Source organism: Kitasatospora sp. GAS204B (genome assembly GCF_029892155.1).
GTDB lineage: Bacteria > Actinomycetota > Actinomycetes > Streptomycetales > Streptomycetaceae > Kitasatospora.
In genome coordinates, this window is the sequence record NZ_JARZAG010000028.1 from 1 (window position 1) to 19,739 (window position 19,739).

At 73.1% G+C, this 19,739-nt stretch carries 16 protein-coding genes; 8 read left to right on the forward strand and 8 right to left on the reverse strand.

Annotation, left to right across the window (positions count from 1 at the left end; translation table 11 throughout):
• Nucleotides 1-152 precede the first annotated feature (152 nt).
• Complete coding sequence (locus tag P3T41_RS29950; RefSeq protein WP_280693694.1) at nucleotides 153-1,082, reverse strand: sulfurtransferase; 930 nt, start codon at nucleotides 1,080-1,082, stop codon at nucleotides 153-155.
• Nucleotides 1,083-1,269: 187 nt separating this feature from the next.
• Here P3T41_RS29950 and P3T41_RS29955 point away from each other — a divergent pair, with 187 nt between their 5' ends.
• Nucleotides 1,270-2,046, forward strand: a complete 777-nt coding sequence (locus tag P3T41_RS29955) for a VOC family protein (RefSeq protein WP_280693695.1) — start codon at nucleotides 1,270-1,272, stop codon at nucleotides 2,044-2,046.
• Between the two features lie 30 nt (nucleotides 2,047-2,076).
• On the opposite strand, the gene P3T41_RS29960 is transcribed toward P3T41_RS29955, so the two are convergent.
• From P3T41_RS29960 to P3T41_RS29975, 4 genes are all read right to left on the reverse strand, one after another.
• Nucleotides 2,077-2,727 (reverse strand): thymidine kinase, encoded by a 651-nt coding sequence (locus P3T41_RS29960; protein ID WP_280693696.1) that lies wholly within the window; start codon nucleotides 2,725-2,727, stop codon nucleotides 2,077-2,079.
• A 108-nt stretch (nucleotides 2,728-2,835) separates the two neighbouring features.
• Nucleotides 2,836-4,026, reverse strand: a complete 1,191-nt coding sequence (locus P3T41_RS29965; RefSeq protein ID WP_280693697.1) for an alkaline phosphatase family protein — start codon at nucleotides 4,024-4,026, stop codon at nucleotides 2,836-2,838.
• Nucleotides 4,027-4,034: 8 nt separating this feature from the next.
• Nucleotides 4,035-4,622 (reverse strand): DUF5998 family protein, encoded by a 588-nt coding sequence (locus P3T41_RS29970; RefSeq protein ID WP_280693698.1) that lies wholly within the window; start codon nucleotides 4,620-4,622, stop codon nucleotides 4,035-4,037.
• 103 nt (nucleotides 4,623-4,725) lie between these two features.
• Nucleotides 4,726-7,455: a GNAT family N-acetyltransferase gene (locus P3T41_RS29975; RefSeq protein ID WP_280693767.1), complete on the reverse strand. Its 2,730-nt coding sequence runs from the start codon at nucleotides 7,453-7,455 to the stop codon at nucleotides 4,726-4,728.
• Between the two features lie 265 nt (nucleotides 7,456-7,720).
• Here P3T41_RS29975 and P3T41_RS29980 point away from each other — a divergent pair, with 265 nt between their 5' ends.
• From P3T41_RS29980 to P3T41_RS29995, 4 genes are all read left to right on the forward strand, one after another.
• Nucleotides 7,721-8,002 (forward strand): HPr family phosphocarrier protein, encoded by a 282-nt coding sequence (locus P3T41_RS29980; RefSeq protein ID WP_280693699.1) that lies wholly within the window; start codon nucleotides 7,721-7,723, stop codon nucleotides 8,000-8,002.
• Between the two features lie 91 nt (nucleotides 8,003-8,093).
• The gene (locus P3T41_RS29985; RefSeq protein ID WP_280693700.1) at nucleotides 8,094-8,840 is read left to right on the forward strand and encodes a GNAT family N-acetyltransferase; all 747 of its coding nucleotides are present in this window, start codon (nucleotides 8,094-8,096) and stop codon (nucleotides 8,838-8,840) included.
• A 70-nt stretch (nucleotides 8,841-8,910) separates the two neighbouring features.
• A complete protein-coding gene (locus P3T41_RS29990) occupies nucleotides 8,911-9,648 on the forward strand; it encodes a class I SAM-dependent methyltransferase (RefSeq protein ID WP_280693701.1) in 738 nt (245 codons plus the stop codon).
• A 102-nt stretch (nucleotides 9,649-9,750) separates the two neighbouring features.
• Nucleotides 9,751-10,581 (forward strand): LAGLIDADG family homing endonuclease, encoded by an 831-nt coding sequence (locus P3T41_RS29995; protein WP_280693702.1) that lies wholly within the window; start codon nucleotides 9,751-9,753, stop codon nucleotides 10,579-10,581.
• Here the strand turns inward: P3T41_RS29995 and P3T41_RS30000 are convergent.
• The 3 genes from P3T41_RS30000 to P3T41_RS30010 all read right to left on the reverse strand — a co-directional run bounded on the left by P3T41_RS30000 (nucleotide 10,571) and on the right by P3T41_RS30010 (nucleotide 14,843).
• On the reverse strand, nucleotides 10,571-11,764 hold the full coding sequence (locus P3T41_RS30000) for an RtcB family protein (RefSeq protein WP_280693703.1): 1,194 nt from the start codon (nucleotides 11,762-11,764) through the stop codon (nucleotides 10,571-10,573). The two genes, P3T41_RS29995 and P3T41_RS30000, sit on opposite strands and share 11 nt — an antisense overlap.
• A gap of 356 nt (nucleotides 11,765-12,120) precedes the next feature.
• Nucleotides 12,121-13,509, reverse strand: coding sequence for a pitrilysin family protein (locus P3T41_RS30005; protein ID WP_280693704.1), 1,389 nt, complete (start codon nucleotides 13,507-13,509; stop codon nucleotides 12,121-12,123).
• On the reverse strand, nucleotides 13,506-14,843 hold the full coding sequence (locus tag P3T41_RS30010) for a pitrilysin family protein (protein ID WP_280693705.1): 1,338 nt from the start codon (nucleotides 14,841-14,843) through the stop codon (nucleotides 13,506-13,508). The genes P3T41_RS30005 and P3T41_RS30010 overlap by 4 nt, the downstream gene beginning before the upstream one ends.
• 252 nt (nucleotides 14,844-15,095) lie before the next feature.
• Here P3T41_RS30010 and P3T41_RS30015 point away from each other — a divergent pair, with 252 nt between their 5' ends.
• From P3T41_RS30015 to P3T41_RS30025, 3 genes are all read left to right on the forward strand, one after another.
• A complete protein-coding gene (locus tag P3T41_RS30015; protein ID WP_280693706.1) occupies nucleotides 15,096-17,546 on the forward strand; it encodes a DNA topoisomerase IV subunit A in 2,451 nt (816 codons plus the stop codon).
• 53 nt (nucleotides 17,547-17,599) lie between these two features.
• A complete protein-coding gene (locus P3T41_RS30020; RefSeq protein ID WP_280693707.1) occupies nucleotides 17,600-18,502 on the forward strand; it encodes a sucrase ferredoxin in 903 nt (300 codons plus the stop codon).
• Between the two features lie 242 nt (nucleotides 18,503-18,744).
• Nucleotides 18,745-19,683 carry a C40 family peptidase gene (locus P3T41_RS30025; protein WP_280693708.1) on the forward strand — a complete coding sequence of 313 codons (939 nt, stop codon included), beginning with the start codon at nucleotides 18,745-18,747 and terminating at the stop codon, nucleotides 19,681-19,683.
• Nucleotides 19,684-19,739 lie beyond the last annotated feature (56 nt).

Below are 19,739 nucleotides of genomic sequence, written 5' to 3' on the forward strand. Positions count from 1 at the left end.
CGCTCGGGGCGGGCGGCGGGGCCGCCGGGCCCCGGGGCCCTGGGGGGAGGCTAGGGTCTCCGCCCGCCGCGGTAACACCCCGCGGGGGGGGGCGGGGGGGGGGGGGGCCGCCCCCCCGGGGGGGGGGGCCCGACCCTCGTTGCCACGCCTGCTCAGCCCCGCTCGGCGCCGGTCGCCACCGGCCGCCGCGGGTCGTTCGACCACTCGCTCCACGAGCCCGGGTAGAGCGCCACCTGATGCCCCGCCACCGCGAGCGCCAGTGCCTGGTGCGCCGCCGTCACGCCCGAGCCGCAGTAGACGCCGACCCGCTGCCCCGCCACGCCCAGCGAGCGGAACCGCTCCGCCAGTTGCTGGGCCGGCTTGAAGCGGCCGTCCTCGGCGTTGTTCTCGAAGGTGGGCGCGCTGACCGCGCCGGGGATGTGACCGGCCTTCGGGTCCAGCGGCTCGACCTCGCCGCGGTAGCGCTCCACCGCCCGGGCGTCCAGCAGCAGGCCGCTGCGGGCCAGTTCGGCGGCCTGATCGCCGTCCAGCGTCGGCAGCCCGCCGGGGACCGGGGTGAAGTCGCCCTCGGCCGGCGCGGGCACCTCGGTGGTCTGCGCCGCTGCGGCCGCGCGCCAGGCGGCGATGCCGCCGTCCAGCACCCGGACATCCGGGTGGCCGGCCCAGCGCAGCACCCACCAGGCACGGGCGGCCGCGGTGGCCGGGCCGGCGTCGTAGACCACCACGGCGCGGTCGCCGCGCACTCCGGCCCGGCGCAGCGCCGCGCCGAGTGCCGCCGGGTCCGGCAGCGGGTGGCGGCCGCCGTGGGCGCCGGCCGGCGGTGCGGCCAACTCGCGGTCCAGGTCGACGAAGACCGCGCCGGGCAGGTGCCCCCGCGCGTACTCCGCGGCGCCGATCGAGCCGCCCGCGCCGCCCGATCCGCCCGAACCGCCCTGGCCTGCGGTGGATGCCGTGAGCTGCCAGCGGATGTCCAGCAGCACCGGCGGCCGCTCCCCGGCCAGCGCCTTCGCCAACTCCTCGACGGTGATCAGCGGTGAGACCGTGCCGGGGTCCAACTCGGAGGTGTTCTCCAGATCGTCCATGGACGCCATTGTGGTGCCTGAGCTGCCTCACTCACTCCGATGGCGGTCGCCAAGTGGCGCGCTGCGGTCCTTTGTGCGCTCTTTGCCATGATTTCCGCGCGGGCGCCCGGTCTGCCGCCCGCACAGGTGGCACCATCTGCCTGGGGCCCGAGCCGCCGGGCCGGGCGCCCGCGCGAGGAGGTCTGGGATGACGGCGGTGAAGGTCAAAGTGGCTCACGGCACGCCCTGCTGGGTAAGCCTGCTGGTCAATGATCTGGAGCGGGCCAAGACGTTCTACGGTGCGCTGCTGGGGTGGAGCTTCACCCCCGGCCCCACCGAACTGGGCGCCTATGTGCGGGCCAGCCTGCAGGGGGCCAAGGTGGCCGGGATCGGGCTGGCGCCCCGGCAGCCGGCCCTGCCCACCGAGTGGACCACCTACTTCGCCGTGGACAACGCCGACGAGGTCTCGGCCCGGGTGCGCGAGTGCGGCGGCACCGTGGCGGTGGGCCCGCTGCAGTCCGAGGCGGCCGGTCGGCTGGCGGTGGCGGCCGACCTGTCCGGCGCCTTCTTCGGCCTGTGGGAGGGGCAGGACCACCTCGGCTGGGAGGTGGTCGGGGAACCCGGCGCGCCGGTCTGGAGCGAACTGGTCACCAATGACGAGCCGTTGGCCGCTGCCTTCTACGGCTCGGTGCTGGGACGCTCGGTGGTCGAGGCGGACCCTTCGGCGGTGGCCCGCGGCGAGGAGGACGCCACCCTGCGGGTGGAGGGGCACCGGGTCGCCGGGCTCAAGCAGACCACCGACCTGCGGGACGGCCCGCCGCGCTGGCGGATCTACTTCGCCGTCGCCGACGTGGATCTGACGGTCCGCCAGTGCCTGGCGCTGGGCGGCGCGCTGCTGGTGCAGGCGCACGACACGCCGTACGGCCGGGTGGCCAGGCTCGCCGACCCGGAGGGCGGGCGGTTCTCGGTGGTCAAGCTGCCCTAGCGGGCCCCGACTGCCGGGCGGTCCAGGGCGTCAGGAGCGCTCGAACGGCAGCACGTCCGGCGAGAGGGTGGCCGCCCGGGCGGTCGCGGCGGTGAGCCGGCGGCGGTGGTGACGGCGGCAGAGCACCTCGTAGCCGACCTCGTCCTCGCTGACCGTGACGTCGCCGACCACCACCTGCGGCCCCTCGACCACCATCACCCCGCCGACCGTGCGCGCGTTGTGGGTGGCCCTGGCGCCGCACCAGCAGAGCGCCTGGACCTGCAGGATCTCCACCCGGTCGGCCAGCTCGATCAGCCGTTGCGAGCCGGGGAAGAGCCGGGTGCGGAAGTCGGTGGTGATGCCGAAGGTGAAGACGTCGATGCCCAGCTCGTCCACCACCCGGGCCAACTGGTCGACCTGCTCGGCGGCGTAGAAGTTGGCCTCGTCGCAGATCAGGTAGTCGACCTTGCCGCCGGCCGAGAGCAACTGCACCACGTAGAGCTGGAAGTCGAAGCCCTCGGTCACCTCGACCGCCTCGGCGCGCAGGCCCAGCCGGCTGGAGATGGTGGAGGCGCCGGCCCGGTCGTGCCGGGCGAAGATGATCCCCTGCCGGCCGCGAGCGGCGTGGTTGTGGTTCATCTGCAACGCCAGGGTGGACTTGCCGCAGTCCATCGTGCCGGAGAAGAACACCAGATCAGCCATGGGTGAAGCGTGGGCCTTTCGTGAGCCGAGTGGTCAGCCGAGCGGTCCTCGGCCCGGCGGTCGTCAGGTGCGCCGTTGTCAGGTGCGCCGTTGTCAGGTGCGCGGTCGTCAGGTGCGGACCTCGAGCAGCGGGACCAGCTGTTCGACCGGCGTCATCGAGCCGTGCAGCCCGACCATCGCGGACTCGCCCGGCTCGCTGCGCGAGGCGATCACCGCGACGTCGTCCCGGGCGGCGGCGACCACGTCGCCGATCCGGTGGTAGACCCGGTCGTCGACGGTCGGACCGAACCAGCCGGCCGCGATCGCCTGGTCCCTGGTGGCCACCCACATCCGGTCGCCGAGCACCTCGCTCCACACCGTGTGCACGTCGGCGGCCGCGCCCGGCACCGCGTAGACGTGGCGGGCCCGGGCCTCGCCGCCGAGCAGGGCCACGCCCGCGCTCAGCTCCCAGTCGTCGTCAAAGTCGATCCGGTCCTCGGGCGCGATGTCGATCATGCCGTGGTCGGCCGTGACGTACAGCGCCGAGCGGGCCGGCAACTGCTCGGCCAGCCGCTGGGCGAGGCGGTCGACGGTGTTCAGCATCATCCGCCACTCGTCCGAATCCACCCCGTAGCGGTGGCCCATCCCGTCCAGCTCGCTGACGTACGTGTAGACCAACGCGCGGTCGGTGGCGGCCAGCTGACGGGCCGCCAGGTCCATCCGCTCCTCGCCGGTGGTGCGGCCGAGGAACTCCCCGCCGGAGAGCGCGACCCGGGTCAGCGGGGTCTGCGCGAAGAGCGGCGAGGAGACCTGGCTGGCCGCGACACCCGCGGCATGCACCCGCTCGAAGACGGTGGGGTAGGGCTGCCAGCTGTGCGGGTCGACCGGCGGCTGCCAGCGCAGCTGGTTCATCAGCACGTTGCGCCCGGGGATCGCCACCGAGTAGCCGGCCAGGCCGTGCAGGCCGGGCGGCAGCCCGGTGCCCACCGAGGCCAGCGAGGTCGCGGTGGTGGCCGGGAACCCGGCCGTCAGCGGGCGCCCGGAACCGCCGAGCGAGCCGCCCAGCAGCGAGTTCAGGAACGGGGCGTACTCGGGGTGACGGCGGATCAGCTCCCAGCCCAGGCCGTCCACCAGGAAGACGCAGACCCGGTCGGCCGGGGCGATCGGCAGCGTGCTGCGGAAGCCGGGCACGCCCATCCCCGCCGCCACCGAGGGCAGCAGGTCGCTGAGCGAGCCGCTGCCGTATCCGGGAGCGGGGGCCTGGGCCGGGTCGAGCAGTTGGAAGTCGTCGTGACCGTGCGGTGCGAGGGGCGACATCATCAGGGCTCTCAGGCCCTGCTGATGGTGGCCTCGGACAGCGCCCGGGCGAAGATCAGTGCCTGGGCCACCGTCTCGGGGCCGTCGCCGGCCTCGCTGACCCGCAACGACAGGTCGTCGGCGGTGGCGGAGCCGGTGTAGCCGTGGTCCGCCTCGCAGTTCGGGTCGGAGCAGCCGGCCGGCTCCAGGTCGATCCGCTGCACCGCGCCCCAGCCGATGGTCAGCACCACCTCGCGCGGCAGCCGGCCAGGGGTGTAGGTCTCCGGATTGGCGACCATCCGGCTCAGCACCACCGAGCCGATCCGGTCCAGCCGCACGCTCTCGGTGGAGGTGGTCGCGTACGGCACCGGGCTGGTGGCGTCGGCGGTCTGCTCGTCGGTGTGGCTGACCACGAACCGGGTGGCCGTCAGCACCAGGACGGTGACATGCCGCCGGACCTCGTTGGCGTCGAAGGTGGTCTCCTGGTGGACCAGGTAGGAGGTGATCGGCTCGGGGCCCACCGCGGACTCCACGGCCTCGGACACCAGCGCGGGGTAGTAGCCGCTGCGCTCGATCGCCGAGCGCAGATCCTGCGTGGTGGTGGTACCGGTCTTCGCCATAACTCCATCCTGGCATGTCCCACCGACCCGGCGGGCTGGACTGCGCCGTCCGTCCGCGCGAACCGGAGGACCGGTCCTGGCGCGCGGGCGTAACCCAGGAAGGCTACAGGGTGCTCATGGCGCGCGGGCCCAGATCGCTGCGGACCGGCAGCGGCGCGAGCCGTACCTGGGCGGCCAGCACCGACAGCCCGTGCGGGGCGACCACCACCGGTTCGAGGTCCACCGCGGCCACCTCCGGCAGGTCGTCGACGAGTTGGGAGACCCGCAGCAGCAGTTCCTCCAACGCGCCGGTGTCCACCGGGTCGGCGCCGCGCCAGCCGAACAGCAGCGGGGCCGCCCGCACCTCGCGGACCAGCGCGGCCACCTCCAGGTCGGTGGCCGGGATCAGCCGGTGCGCCACGTCGCCGAGCAGCTCGGCCGGGGCGCCGGCCAGCCCGAAGGTGAGGATCGCGCCGGCCGCCGGGTCCACGCTCGCGCCGATCACCGTGTCCACCCCGCGCGCGGCCATCTTCTGCACCACCAACCCGGCCCGCTGCGCGCCGCCGAGCAGCGCGGCCGCCTCGCGGTGCGCCCGGCGCAGCCCCTCCTCGTCGACCAGGTCCAGCCGGACGCTGCCCAGGTCGGGCCGGTGCCGCAGGTGGGCGGCCGTGGCCTTGAGCGCGACCGGGTAGCCGAACCGGGCCGCGGCGGCCACCGCCCGCTCCTCGTCGGGCGCGGGCAGCGCGCGGTGGACCTCGATGCCGTAGTGCCCGAGCAGCTCGGCGACCTGCTCCTCGGGAAGCCCGAACCGGGCGCCGCCGGGCTGGGTACGGGCCGCCTGGGCGGTGCGGGAGTCCAGGGCCAGCTCGACCAGGCGACGGGCGGCCCCCTCGTCGATCCGGTCGAGCTCGGGCACCCGGGCCGTCTGCTCGGCGCTCTCGGCGGTGCGCCGCCACTCGCCGTAGCGCACGGCGTGCGCCAGCGCGCGCACGGCGCGTTCGGGGGCCGGGTAGGCCGGGACCGGGTACTCACCCGCGCTCAGCACGGCCGGCAGGTCGGTGAGCGCGAGGTGGGTGAGCAGCAGCGGCTTGCCCAGCTGCCGGGCCATCGCCCCCGCGGCCAGCAGACCCTCGCCGATCGCCGGGTCGGTGGCGGGCAGCGCCGGTTCCTCACCGATCGCGATGCTCTGGGTGGTCAGCGGCGGGATGGCGACCGCGATCACCGCGTCCACGGCGCTGTCGCGCAGCGCGGTCTCCAGCGCCACCCGGAAGTGCTCGCCGGTGGCGGCCGTGGTCAGGTCCACCGGGGTGCCGGGGCGCAGGCCCGCGCTCAGGCAGGCGTCGTGGGTGAGCAGGCCGAGCGAGTCGGAATTGCCCACCACCGCCACCCGGTCGCCGGCCGGCAGCGGCTGGTCGGCCAGCAGCTCGCCGGTGTCGAAGAGATCGGTGATGGTCTCCACCCGGACCACCCCGGCCTGCTGGAAGAGCGCGTCCACGGTGGCGTCGCGCAGGCCGCCCGCGGTCGGCGGCACCGCGTGCCCGGGCGGCAGGCTGCCGGTGTGCCGGGCCCCCTTGACCACCACGATCGGCTTGGCCAGCGCGAGCCGGCGCGCGATCCGGGTGAACTTGCGCGGGTTGCCGAAGGACTCCAGGTAGAGCAGCACCACGTCGGTGGCCTCGTCCTCCTCCCAGTACTGCAGCAGGTCGTTGCCGGAGACGTCGGCCCGGTTGCCCACCGAGGCGAAGGAGGAGACGCCGAGCCCGCGCCGGTGCGCCGCCTCCAGCAGCGCCACCCCGATCGCGCCGGACTGGCAGAAGATCCCGAACCGCCCGGCCGCCGGCAGCACCGGGGCGAGCGAGGCGTTGAGCGGGTGCTCGGGGTCGGTGCTCAGCAGGCCGAAGGCGTTCGGGCCGATCACCCGCATGCCGGCCGCCCGGGCCTGGCGGACCAGCGCACGCTGCCGCTCGCGGCCGGCCGCACCGGTCTCGGCGTAGCCGGCGGTCACCACCACCAGGCCGCGCACGCCCTGCGCACCGCAGTCGGCGACCACCGCGGGCACCGCCTCGACCGGGACGGCGAGCACCGCCAGATCCACCGGCCCCGGGATCTCCAGCACCGAGCGGTGCAGCGGCACGCCCTCCAGCTCGGCGCCGGGCGCGGCGGCGCTGTTCACCGCGTACAGCGGACCGGTGAAGCCGCCGCGCAACGCCCGCAGCAGCGCCCGCCCGGCCGAGTTCTCGGTCCGGGACACCCCGATCACCGCCACCGAACGGGGACTCAGCAGCCGCTGCACCGAGCGGGCTTCGGCGCGGTGCTCGCGGGCCCGCATCACCGCGAGCGAGGCGGCGGTGGGCTCCAGCTCGAACTCCAGGTGCACCACGCCGTCGGCGAAGCTGCGCTTCTGGGTGTACCCGGCGTCGGTGAAGACCTTGGTCATCTTCCGGTTCTCGGGCAGCACCTCGGCGACGAAGCGACGGATCCCGCGCTCCTGGGCGACCGCCGCGATGTGTTCGAGCAGCGCCGAGGCCACCCCGCGGCCCTGGTGGGCGTCCTGCACCAGGAACGCCACCTCGGCGTCCGTGCCCTGCTCGCTGGGGCGGCCCTGCTCGTCGATCCGGTCGTAGCGGACGGTGGCGATGAAGCGGTCACGGACGACCACGGCCAGCGCCACCCGGTCGACGAAGTCGTGGTGGGTGAAGCGCCGGACGTCCTTGTCGGAGAGCCGGGGGTAAGGGGCGAAGAAGCGGAAGTACTTCGACTGGTCGGAGACCTGGGCGTAGAACTCCACCAGGCGCTCGGCGTCGGCCGGCACGATCGGACGGATCCGGGCGGTGCCGCCGTCGCGCAGCAGGATGTCGGCCTCCCAGTGCTGGGGGTAGCCGGGGCCCTCGGCCGGCGCGGTTGCCGCAGTCGGCGCGGTCGGCCCGGCCGGCGCGGTCGGACGGGCTTGGGCCCGGGGGTCGTCCACACGGCCAGGCTATCCGTCGGCGGGCCCGATGGCGCCCGGCGTGCGCGGGCACGGCCGGACCTCACCGCACGGGGCCTCGCCAGTTGCGCGCGGAGCATGCCAGAATGGTCTAGACAACATGTCGAACAGCACCACCTGAAAGGCACGTCTCATGGCTGAGCGCCGCGTCACCATCGGTTGGCCCGAGGGCCTGCACGCCCGTCCCGCCTCCGTCTTCGTGCGGGCGACCGCCTCCCTCGGCGTGCCGGTCACCATCGCCAAGGCCGCCGGCGGCAACCCGGTCAACGCCGCCTCGATGCTCGGCCTGCTGGCCCTCGGCGCCGAGGGCGGCGAGGAGGTCGTGCTGGCCTCCGACGCCCCCGAGGCCGACGCCGCGCTGGACCGCCTGGCCACCATGGTCGAGCAGGGCCTGGACGCACTGCCCGAGGCGTGAGGCCCGCCACGGCCCTCCCACTCCGAAAGGGCGCCCCGATCGCCGCGGGGCGCCCCTTCGGCACGCCACGACCCGATGCCACAATCGCCCGGTGCGCGAACTGACCATCGAGACCGCCGCCGAGCTGGGCGACCATCCGATCATCCGCTGGGCGGCCCAGGGCTTCGCCCCCCACATACGGGCCTTCACCCTGGACGGCGCGGTGGCGGTGGCCTCCCCCGCGCTCTCCGGCCGCGACCGGCTCGCCGTGCACGGCCCCGCCGAACCCGCCGCCCGACTGGTCCGCGCCGCACTGCGCGAGGTCGGACCCGGCTACCGACCGATCGGCGAGCGCGACCTGCTCGACTCGGTACTGGCCCGGATACCCGAGCTGCGGCCGGTGCCGCCGTTCTCCTGGATGGATCTGACCGGACCCGCCGACCTGGCGGCGCCGCCACGCGCCCGCTGGCTGACCCCCGAGGAACTGCCCGAGGCCGCCGCCCTGCTCGACGAGGCGTTCCCCGACTCCTTCGCCCACCCCAACCGCCCCGGCGCCCGCGCCTGGGCCGGCGTCCGTGACGAGACCGGCCGCCTGACCGCCCTGGCCGCCGACGCCTGGAGCGCCCCCGACCTCGGCCTGCTGGCCGGCGTCGCCGCCCACCCGGTGCACGGCCGCGGCCGCGGCCACGCCGAAGCAGCCTGCCGGCTGGTCCTGGACAGCCTGCTGCGCCGCTGCGGCCGAGCCGCCCTGATGGTCGCCGACGCCAACCACGCCGCCATCCGCCTCTACGAACGCCTGGGCCTGCGCCGCCGGTTGGTCATGGCCACACAGTTGCGGGACGGCGCCAGCCTGAACTGACGGTACGTCAGTTCCGTGCCGAGCCGTGCGCGGCCGTGCAAAAGCGACCGACGGCTGACAGGCTGAGCGGATGGACCGTCAGGAACGCTCCCGCCTCGCCCACACCCACCACCCCATCACCGCCCCACTCACCGACGAGAGCCTGGCCGCGGTGCTGCGCCGGGCCGTCCGGCACGGGAACGAGCGAGTCCTGCACCTCGGCTGCGGAAGCGGCGCCTGGCTGCTGCGCGCGCTGGCCGCCCACCTCGACCTGACCGCCGACGGGGTCGACCCGGACCCGGCCGCACTGACCGAGGCCCGGATCGCCGCCGAACACCTCGGCGTGATCCGCCGCCTGGGCCTGCACCACAAGGCACCGGCCGAATTCACCCCGCCGCACCCCTACGACCTGGTGCTCTGCATCGGAGCCACCCCCGCCTTCGACACCCTGGCCGCCACCCTCAGCGCCGCCGACCACCACCTGTCCCCCGGCGGCACCCTGCTGCTCGGCACCGGCTACTGGCAGCGCCCACCCGAGCAGGCGGCCCGCGAAAGCGTCGGCCACGACCTCGTCGACCTGCCCACCCTCACCGACCACCTCACCACCGCCGGCTGGCTCCCCATCCACGGCCACACCAGCACCCGCGCCGAACTGGACGACTACGAGTGGTCCCAGACCGGCACCCTCACCGAGTGGGCCCTGGACCACCCCGCCCACCCCGCCGCCACCGAGGCCACCCAGGCCGCCGCCGAGCACCGCACCGCCTGGCTGCGGGGGTACCGGGAGGCGTTCGGGTTCGTGACGCTGCTGCTGCGACGGGCGGAGTGAGCGGGCCGCAAGGGAACGACTGTTCGGATCAGTACACACCTTCGACTGAATGATGCTCAGTTCGATTCTCGTTGTGGGCAACTGCGCCGAATGCTGCGAGACATGGCCTACATCGATCTCCAGAACCCGGACCACGCCTACGCTTTCGGCTTCCTCCAGGCCGACGGGCACCTCTCTGAGCAGAGCCGCAATAGGGGACGGCTTGCAGTGGAGCTGGCAGCACGCGACGCCCCGCTCCTGGAGGCGTTCCAGCGGCTCTTCCCGGTGAAGAGCAGCATCGGGTACCGGACCCGCACGACGAACTTCTCCGCCAGGAGCGACACCGCCACCTGGACCGTCTGGGCGCTGGAGTTCCGGCAGGAGATCCGAGCTCTCGGCCTGCCGGTCGGCCGGAAGTCCCAGAGCATTGCCCCGCCCCAGGCTCCGCACTCCGAACCTGACTACCTGCGCGGGCTCATCGACGCCGACGGCTCGATCGGGCGCACGGCCCAAGACCTTCCGTTCGTCAGTCTGACCACAGCAAGCGACGCGATCATCTGGTACTTCAGCAACTACGTCAGGCAACTGACCGGCACCGTCCACACGCCGAATCGCAATCAGCGAGACCAGATCTACAACCTCATGTACACCATCGAGGATGCGGTGGAGCTGGCACGCACGCTCTACTATCCCGGCTGTCTGGCCCTGCCGAGAAAGCTCGCGGCCAGCGAGCACGTCATGGGATGGACACGGCCGCCCGGCTCGCGAAGGGTCCGCCGACAGACTTGGACGGCCGAGCAGGACCAGATCCTGCTCGGTGCCGCGACAATAACTCAGGCCGCAGCAGCACTCGACCGGTCCGAGCAGAGCTGCGCGATGCGCCGTTGGCGTCTGCTCGGACCGGCACGCCCCAGGGTGCGGTTTCCCTCACCCCGGAGTGAAGTCAGCCCTTGACGTTGATCACCTGCTTGAGCTGGGCGACGATCTCCACCAGATCACGCTGCTGCTCCATGACCTTCTCGATCGACTTGTAGGCCCCAGGAATCTCGTCCAGCACCCCGGCGTCCTTCCGGCACTCCACCCCCCGGGTCTGCTCCTCCAGGTCCCGCACCGTGAACCGCTTCTTGGCGGCGGTCCGACTCATCTTCCGACCCGCGCCGTGCGACGCTGAGTTGAACGCCGCCTCGTTACCCAGGCCACGAACGATGAACGAGCTGGTGCCCATCGAGCCCGGGATGATTCCGAAGTCGCCGGTGCCGGCCCGGATCGCGCCCTTGCGGGTGACCAGCAGGTCAAGTCCGTCGTAGCGCTCCTCCGCGACGTAGTTGTGGTGGCAGCTGATCTCCTGGTCGAAAGTGACCTTGGTGCGCGCGAACTCACGCCTGAGCACGTCCTTGAACAGTGCCATCATGACCGCGCGGTTGTTCTTGGCGTACTCCTGTGCCCAGTACAGGTCCTGCCGGTAGGCCGCCATCTGCGGGGTGTCCGAGATGAAGACGGCCAGGTCGCGGTCGACCAGCCCTTGGTTGTGCGGAAGCGAACGGGCGACCGTCATGTGGTGCTCCGCCAGTTCCTTGCCGATGTTGCGGGAGCCGGAGTGCAGCATCAGCCAGACAGCGCCGGAGAGATCTGTACAAACTTCAATCAGATGATTCCCCGAGCCCAGCGTCCCCATCTGCTGCATCGCCCGCTCGCGCCGCCACTTCACCTCCGGCGCCACGCCCTCGAACCGCTCCCAGAAGTCCTCCCATCCCGCCGTACGGAAGCCGTGCAGCGAACCCGGGTCCACCGGCTCGCTGTGCAGCCCCCGCCCGACCGGGATCGCCTGCTCGATCTTGGACCGCAGCCGGCTCAGGTCGTCCGGCAGGTCGCGGGCGTTGAGCGAGGTCTTGACCGCGCTCATGCCGCAGCCGATGTCCACGCCGACCGCGGCCGGGCAGACCGCGCCCTTCATGGCGATCACGGAACCCACGGTGGCGCCCTTGCCCAGGTGGACGTCCGGCATCACGGCCAGGCCGTGCAGCCAGGGCAGGGTGGAGATGTTGCGCAGCTGCTGCATCGCCGCGCCTTCGACGGTGGCCGGGTCGGCCCACATCCGGATGGGGACCCGCGCGCCGGGTACTTCGGTGTACGACATGGTGAAACTGACCCCCAAAGGTCGACAGATCAAGCGTAGGACTGCCACGCGAAGCGTCCGGCGTGGCTCGGGAAGGCTGTGGAAAAGCCGGGGCCTGTGGAAACTCAGGCGGCGCGGCGGCGTCGGCGGGCCGAGGCGGTGCACGAGGACGGCCTCGGGGAGCGCAGGGCGCGGCTGCTGCGCCTGCCGGTTGGCTCGACCCGCATGATGACCGCCTCCTCTCGTTCACTCGGCTGTTCGCTCGACCGGTCCGTTCGACCGGTGCTATCAACCCACAGAGCGGCGCAGGCGTGCAACGCAAATACGCGGGAGGCCTGGCGGGCATGCCCGCCAGGCCTCCTGATCAGGGGTCAGCCTCAGTTGGCGACCACGGTGACCTCGCCGATGCCCAGCTCCTTGACCTCGTCCGCGATCACCGAGGCGTCGCCGACCAGCACCGTCACCAGGCGCTCGGGCGGGAAGGCGGCGACCACGGCTTCGGTGGCGGCGGCCGTGTCGAGGGCGGCCAACAGCCGGTAGACCTCGGCCTGGTAGTCGTCGGGCAGGTGCTGCTCGACCTGGTCGGCCAGGGTGGCGGCGACCGAGCCGGCCGTCTCGTACTTCAGCGGGGCGACGCCGACCAGGAACTGCACGGCCTCCTCGCGCTCGCTGTCGGTGAGGCCCTCGGCCGCCAGGGTGCGCAGGATGGTCCAGGTGTCGGCGAGCGCGGGGGCGGTGGAGGCGGTGTCCACCGAGCCGCTGATCGCCAGCAGGGCCCGGCCTGAGCCGTCCGCGTTGGAGCGCAGCGGCTGGGCGAAGGCCCGCACGCCGTAGGTGTAGCCCTTCTCCTCGCGCAGCACCTTGTCCAGCCGGGAGGTCAGGGTGCCGCCCAGGCAGTAGGTGCCGAGGATCTGCGCGGCCCAGTCGGGGTCGTGGCGGTCGGGGCCGATCCGGCCGATCAGCACCTGGGTCTGCACCGAGCCGGGCCGATCCACGATGATCACCCGGCCGCGGTCGTCGGCGGTGACCGCGGCGGCGGTGCTGGGCTCGGCCTTCTCGCCGGTCCAGCGGCCCAGGGTGGACTCCAGCATGGCCGGCAGGTCGACGCCGGTGAGGTCGCCGACGACCACCAGGGTGGCGGTGGTGGGACGGACGTGCGCGGCGTAGAAGGCCTGGACGGCCGCGCGGTCGATCCCCTTGACGGTCTCGGCGGTGCCGGAGCGGGGCCGGGAGAGCCGGTCGGCGGCGGCGAACAGGTCGGCGTAGAGCGCCTTTGCGGCGCGCCGGGCCGGGTTGGCCTGCTCGTGGACGATCTCGTCCAGCCGGTTGGCGACCAGTCGCTCGATCTCGTCGGCGGGCAGCGCGGGTGCCCGCAGCGCGTCGGCGAGCAGCGTCAGGCCACGCTCCAGGCGGGAGGCGGGAACCTCCAGGATGACCCGGATGCAGGGGTGGTCGGCGTGCGCGTCCAGGGTGGCGCCGGCGCGCTCCAACTCGCCGGCGAACTCCTCGGCGGTGAGCGTGTCGGTGCCCTCGCTGAGCGCCCGGGCCAGGATGGTGGCCACCCCGTCCAGGCCCTCGGGCTCGGCGGCGAGCGGTGCGTCGAGCAGCACCTCGATGGCGACCAGCTGCTGGCCGGGGCGGTCGCAGTGCAGCACCGTCAGGCCGTTGGCCAGGGCGAGGCGATCGGGTGCGGGGAACGCCCAGGGGGTGGGCGTGCCGGGCTCCGGCTGCGGGTGGAAGGTCATGGCGGGAACGTAGGCGCTCATGCGGCGTCCTCCTCGGCAGCGTCGTTGGCAGCGGCTGTGTCGGGCAGCGGCTCGTAGACCAGGACCGCTCGGTTGTCGGGGCGCAGTCGGGCGGCGGCGACCGCCTTGACCTCCTCGGCGGTGACGTCGAGCACCTTGCCGAGGGCGCTGTTGACCAGCTTGGGGTCGCCGAACAGGACGGCGTAGCGGCAGAGTTCGTCGGCCCGGCCGGCGACGGTGGTGAGCCGGTCGAGCCACTCGCGCTCGATCTGGGCCTGGGCGCGCTCGAGTTCCTCGGCGGTGGGGCCGTCGGTGGCGAACCTGGCCAGTTCCTCGTCGACGGCGAGTTCGATCTGCTGGATGGTGGCCTCGCCGGAGGTCTTGACGTCCAGCCAGCCGAGCGAGGGGGCGCCGGCCAGTCGCAGCAGGCCGAAGCCGGCCGAGACGGCGGTGCGGTCGCGGCGGACCAGGCGGTTGTAGAGGCGGCTGGACTCGCCGGAGCCGAGCACGGTGAGGGCCAGGTCGGCGGCGTCGGCCTCGCGGCTGCCGTCGTGCGGCAGGCGGTAGGCGGCCATCAGCGCGCGGGACGGGACCTCCTCCTCGATCAGCTCGCGGACCTCCTGGCCCATGGTCTCGGGCAGCGTGCCGTCGCGCGGCGGCTGCTTGCCGTCGTGGGCGGGGATGCTGCCGAAGTACTTCTCGACCCAGGCGATGGTCTGCTCCGGGTCGATGTCGCCGACCACCGAGAGCACCGCGTTGTTGGGCGCGTAGTAGGTGCGGAAGAACGTCCGGGCGTCCTCCAGGGTGGCGGCGTCCAGGTCGGCCATCGAGCCGATCGGGGTGTGGTGGTACGGGTGTTCGCCGGGGAAGGAGAGTGCGGTGAGCTTCTCGAAGGCGGTGCCGTAGGGGACGTTGTCGTAGCGCTGGCGGCGCTCGTTCTTGACCACGTCGCGCTGGTTCTCCATCGACGCGTCGTCGAGGGCGGCCAGCAGCGAGCCCATCCGGTCGGCCTCCAGCCAGAGGGCGAGCTCCAACTGGTGGGTGGGCATGGTCTCGAAGTAGTTGGTGCGCTCGAAGCTGGTGGTGCCGTTGAGCGAGCCGCCGGCCCCCTGGACCAGCTCGAAGTGCCCGTTGTTGGAGACGTTGGCGGAGCCCTGGAACATCAGGTGCTCGAAGAGGTGCGCCAGCCCGGTGCGGCCCTTCACCTCGTGGCGGGAGCCCACGTCGTACCAGAGGCAGACGGCGGCCACCGGGGTGAGGTGGTCCTCGGAGAGCACCACGCGCAGGCCGTTGGCCAGGCGGTGCTCGGTGATGGCGATGCCTCCGTTGTCGGAGGCGGGGGCCGGGTTGGCCATGCGCTCGGATCCTTCCCGTCAGGTTGGTCAGGGGTCTCTACCGCCCCCATTGTGGTGCAACGCGTACGGTGCCGGGATGAGTCCGCGCGCGCTGCCCGTTCGCCACCGGCGGAAGCCGATCGGCTTTCACCGGGACGAGCGGGAAGCGGCCCTTGACGAGGGGTGTCCGTGCGAGGGTCCACAATGGGGGGCGCCGTATCCCCCGGTGACGACATGTGAAGCAGCTGACAGACGCAAGGGAGCCCCGCCGCGATGGCCCGCCGCAGTTCGCCGACCCCGCCACCCGGAGACTTCGAGGAGCGGATCCTCGATGTCGACGTCGTGGACGAGATGCAGGCTTCCTACCTTGAGTACGCCTACTCGGTGATCTACTCGCGCGCCCTGCCGGACGCGCGGGACGGTCTCAAGCCGGTGCACCGGCGAATCCTCTACCAGGCCAACGAGATGGGCCTGCGCCCGGAGCGCTCGCATGTGAAGTGCGCCCGGGTGGTCGGCGAGGTGATGGGTCGGCTGCATCCGCACGGTGATGCCTCGATCTACGACTCGATCGTCCGGATGGCACAGCCGTTCTCGATGCGGGTGCCGCTGATCGACGGCCACGGGAACTTCGGTTCGCTCGGCAACGACGACCCGCCGGCCGCGATGCGGTACACCGAGTCGCGGCTGACCGCGGCCTCGATGGCGCTGGTGGAGTCGATTCACGAGGAGACCGTCGACTTCACTCCGAACTACGACGGCAGCGAGCAGGAGCCGGTGGTGCTGCCGGCCGCCTTCCCCAACCTGCTGGTGAACGGCGCCACCGGCATCGCGGTCGGCATGGCGACCAACATGCCGCCGCACAACCTGTCCGAGGTGGTGGCCGCCGCCCGGCATCTGATCAAGCATCCGAACGCCGACCTCGACACCCTGATGCGCTTCATCCCCGGCCCCGATCTGCCGACCGGCGGCCGGATCGTGGGCCTGTCGGGCATCCGGGACGCCTACGAGAGCGGCCGCGGCACCTTCAAGATCCGCGCCACCTCGACGATCGAGAACGTCACCGCCCGCCGCAAGGGCATCGTGGTGACCGAACTGCCCTTCTCGGTCGGCCCGGAGAAGGTGATCTCCAAGATCAAGGACCTGGTCAACGCCAAGAAGCTGCAGGGCGTCGCGGACGTCAAGGATCTGACGGACCGTGCGCACGGCCTGCGGCTGGTGATCGAGGTCAAGAACGGCTTCGTTCCCGAGGCGTTGCTGGAGCAGCTCTACAAGCTGACGCCGCTGGAGGAGAACTTCGGCATCAACAACGTGGCGCTGGTCGACGGCCAGCCGCTCACGCTGGGGCTGAAGGAGCTGCTCGAGGTCTACGTCGACCACCGCTTCGAGGTGGTCCGCCGGCGCAGCGAGTTCCGCCGGCGGAAGCGGCAGGAGCGGCTGCACCTCGTCGAGGGCCTGCTGGTGGCGCTGGTCGACATCGACGAGGTCATCGCGCTGATCCGGTCCAGTGACAACGCGACGCAGGCCAAGGAGCGCCTGATCGAGCGCTTCTCGCTCTCCGAGGTGCAGACCGCGTACATCCTGGACACCCCGCTGCGCCGGCTGACCCGGTTCGACCGGGTCGAGCTGGAGGCGGAGCAGAGCAAGCTGCTCACCGAGATCGCGGAGCTGACCGAGATCCTGGAGTCGGACACCAAGCTGCGCGGCGTGGTCTCCGGCGAGCTGGGCGCGGTGGCCAAGCAGTTCGGCACCGAGCGGCGCACCGCGCTGCTGGAGGCCGGCGCGCTGCCCTCGGCGTCGCTCGCGGTGCCGCTGGAGGTGGCGGACGACCCGTGCCGGGTGCTGCTCTCCTCCACCGGTCTGCTGGCCCGGACGGCGGACGGCGAGCCGAGCCCCGCGCCGGAGAACCGGGCGAAGCACGACGTGATCGTCTCCGCGGTGCCGGCCACGGCGCGCGGCGATGTGGGCGCGGTGACCTCGGCCGGGCGGGTGCTGCGGCTGCCGGTGATCGACCTGCCGGCCCTGCCGCCGCAGCCGACCCTGTCGCTGGCCGGCGGGGCCCAGGTGTCGGAGTTCCTGAAGCTGGACGCCGGTGAGCGGTTGATCGCGCTGACCACGCTGGACGAGTCCTCGCCGGGTCTGGCGCTGGGCACCGTGCAGGGCGTGGTCAAGCGGGTGGTTCCGGAGTGGCCGGCCAACAAGGACGAGTTCGAAGTGATCGGGCTCAAGGACGGTGACGAGCTGGTGGGCGCGGTCGAGTTGCGCACCGGCGAGGAGGAGCTGGTCTTCCTCACCAGCGACGCCCAGCTGCTGCGTTACCCGGCGAGCCAGGTCCGGCCGCAGGGCCGCCCGGCCGGCGGCATGGCCGGGATCAAGCTGGCGGACGGGGCGCGGGTGATCTCGTTCACGGCGGTGGATCCGGCGGCGGACGCGGTGGTGATCTCGGTGGCGGGCGCCTCGGGCACGCTCACCGGTGAGGCGCAGACCAGTTGGAAGCTCACGCCGTTCGAGCTGTATCCGCGCAAGGGGCGGGCCACCGGTGGGGTGCGCTGCCAGCGCTTCCTGCGTGGCGAGGATTCGCTGGCCTTCGCCTGGGCGGGCCCGGCGCCGGCCCGGGCGGCGGCGGCGAACGGCTCGCCGGTGCCGCTGCCGGAGCGCGACCCGCGCCGGGACGGCTCGGGGACTCCGGTCAGCACGCCGATCGCGGCGGTGGCCGGACCGGCCTGACCTCGCCTTCCGTCCCACCCGGGCGCCCCACCGCACGGCGGTAGGGTGCCCGGGTGAGCATCTGTACGAGTCTGTCCAACGAGCTGGCCGAGCCGCTGGCCGCCACCGCGGCCACCGCGACCACCTGGCTGCTGATCGAGCAGAGCGGCCCGTGGGGCGCCAAGGCACTGACCGAGAGTCACCTCGACGCGGAGCTGGGGCGGGCGCTGGACGCGGCCTGCGCGGGCACCGGGGTGCGGGTGGCGCTGATCCGCCACCCGGGACGGCACGCCGACGACCGACCGGCGGCCGGCCACCAGGTGATCCTCGCGCACACGGTGCCCGGGCGGGGGTGGATCCGCCGGGCCGAGCTGGCGGACGTCGCCGAGCTGCTCTCGCTGGACCTGGCCGCGGCGGGCGCGGGCGAGCACGGCGGCTTCGGCACCCCGCACACCGGCGGCCCGCTGGCCCTGGTGTGCACCAACGGCCGGCGCGACCGCTGCTGCGCGCTGCTCGGCCGGCCGCTGGCCGCCGAGCTGGCCGCCGCCGGGCACACCGAGGTCTGGGAGGTCACCCACCTGGGCGGCCACCGCTTCTCCCCCACCATGCTGGTGCTGCCGTACGGCTACGCGTACGGGCGGCTGACCGACGCCGCGGCCAAGGAGGTGCTGGCGGCCACCGCCGCCGGGCAGATGGTGCCGCGCTGGTCGCGCGGCCGCTCCTGCTGGGACCGGCCGGCCCAGGCCGCCGAGCAGGCCGTGCGCGAGCTGGTCGAGGAGAGCGCGGCGGAGGCGCTGACCGTGACTCAGCAGTCGCTCTCGGCGGGCGAGTGGCGCTGCCGGGTGCGGCACGGCGACGGCCGCGAGTGGCTGGTCGAGGTGGTGCGGGCGCTGAGCGAGCCGCCCCGCCCGGAGAGCTGCGCCAAGGCGCCGGGCACGCCGGTGCGGATGGACGTGCGGTCGGTGGTGGCCGCCTAGGTCGCACCATCGCGCTCGGTCACCGAGCGTGCACCCTCGGTCGGCGCAGTCCACGACGCGGTCCGGCTCGCGAGCTGCTTAGCGTGGCGGCCGTGGGACTCCCCCACGCGGACAGCTCTCCGCCCGCTCCGTTCCCGGGGCCGACGGAGGCCGCGGACCCCGCGGCGCCGCGCGGAGCGGGCCGTTTCGGTCCGGTCCGCCGTCCCGGCCCCGGCCGGGCGTACGGAAGGGATGCACCGGACATGAAACCGGACCTCAACCCGGACCTGATCTCTGCCGATCCGATAGCCGGCCGGCCCTCCTCCAGCGCCGAGCACGGTGCGCACCACCGGGCCGGCCGCCTGCGCCACCGGGTCGGCCTGGCCGCCGCGATCGTCGCGGGCGCCGGCTCGATCGGCCTGGGCGCCGACCTGGCGAGCGCGGCCCCGCTGCCCGAGCACCTCGCCCTCTCGTCCGGGCTGGTCAGCGCCGACCGTTCGGCGAGCGTCACCAACGGCGACATCCACCAGGGCTGGGACGGCTCGGTCTACTGGTTCCAGAACAGCGCCGGCGAATGGCGCTACACCAAGCACCACGACATCTACCTCAACCGGATCGGCTCGAACAGCGACAACACCGGCACCGGCACCGGCGACATCCAGCAGGGCTGGGACGGCTCGGTCTACTGGTTCCAGAACAGCAGCGGCGAATGGCGCTACACCAGCCACCGCGACACCTACCTGAACCGGATCGGCTCGAACAGCGACAGCAGCGGTAGTGGCAGCGGCACCGGCACCGGCACCGGCGACCAGTCCGCCGCCACGTCGAACGCCTCCAGCGGCGATGTCGAGGCCGCCATCGCGTTCGCCCAGGCCCAGCTCGGCAAGCCCTTCATCTGGGGCGGCAACGGCCCGGACGGCTACGACTGCTCCGGCCTCACCCAGCAGTCCTTCCGACGCACCGACGTCTCGCTGCCCCGGATCGCCGACGAGCAGTACTCCGCCACCACGCCGGTGAGCGCGAGCCGGATGCAGCGCGGGGACCTGCTCTTCTGGTCCTACGACGGCAGCGTCAGCGGGATCCATCACGTCGCCATCTACCTCGGCGACAACCGCTACATCGAGGCCGCGCACCCCGGCACCACCGTCCGGATCTCGCATCTGAACAGCGGCTACTTCCCGAGCTTCGTCTCTCGCCCGTGACCTTCACGGCCACTGCGCCGGGCCCCGGTCGCCGCTCGCGACCGGGGCCCGCGAGT

Excerpts from the sequence above, each read along its gene's own strand:
- P3T41_RS29995 (WP_280693702.1), top strand. The coding sequence starts at position 9,751 with ATGGCCTACATCGATCTCCAGAACCCGGACCACGCCTACGCTTTCGGC.
- P3T41_RS29970 (WP_280693698.1), bottom strand. The coding sequence starts at position 4,622 with ATGGCGAAGACCGGTACCACCACCACGCAGGATCTGCGCTCGGCGATC.
- P3T41_RS30000 (WP_280693703.1), bottom strand. The coding sequence starts at position 11,764 with ATGTCGTACACCGAAGTACCCGGCGCGCGGGTCCCCATCCGGATGTGG.
- P3T41_RS30015 (WP_280693706.1), top strand. The coding sequence starts at position 15,096 with ATGGCCCGCCGCAGTTCGCCGACCCCGCCACCCGGAGACTTCGAGGAG.
- P3T41_RS29980 (WP_280693699.1), top strand. The coding sequence starts at position 7,721 with ATGGCTGAGCGCCGCGTCACCATCGGTTGGCCCGAGGGCCTGCACGCC.
- P3T41_RS29990 (WP_280693701.1), top strand. The coding sequence starts at position 8,911 with ATGGACCGTCAGGAACGCTCCCGCCTCGCCCACACCCACCACCCCATC.
- P3T41_RS30025 (WP_280693708.1), top strand. The coding sequence starts at position 18,745 with ATGAAACCGGACCTCAACCCGGACCTGATCTCTGCCGATCCGATAGCC.
- P3T41_RS30005 (WP_280693704.1), bottom strand. The coding sequence starts at position 13,509 with ATGAGCGCCTACGTTCCCGCCATGACCTTCCACCCGCAGCCGGAGCCC.
- P3T41_RS30010 (WP_280693705.1), bottom strand. The coding sequence starts at position 14,843 with ATGGCCAACCCGGCCCCCGCCTCCGACAACGGAGGCATCGCCATCACC.
- P3T41_RS29950 (WP_280693694.1), bottom strand. The coding sequence starts at position 1,082 with ATGGACGATCTGGAGAACACCTCCGAGTTGGACCCCGGCACGGTCTCA.
- P3T41_RS29960 (WP_280693696.1), bottom strand. The coding sequence starts at position 2,727 with ATGGCTGATCTGGTGTTCTTCTCCGGCACGATGGACTGCGGCAAGTCC.
- P3T41_RS29965 (WP_280693697.1), bottom strand. The coding sequence starts at position 4,026 with ATGATGTCGCCCCTCGCACCGCACGGTCACGACGACTTCCAACTGCTC.
- P3T41_RS29955 (WP_280693695.1), top strand. The coding sequence starts at position 1,270 with ATGACGGCGGTGAAGGTCAAAGTGGCTCACGGCACGCCCTGCTGGGTA.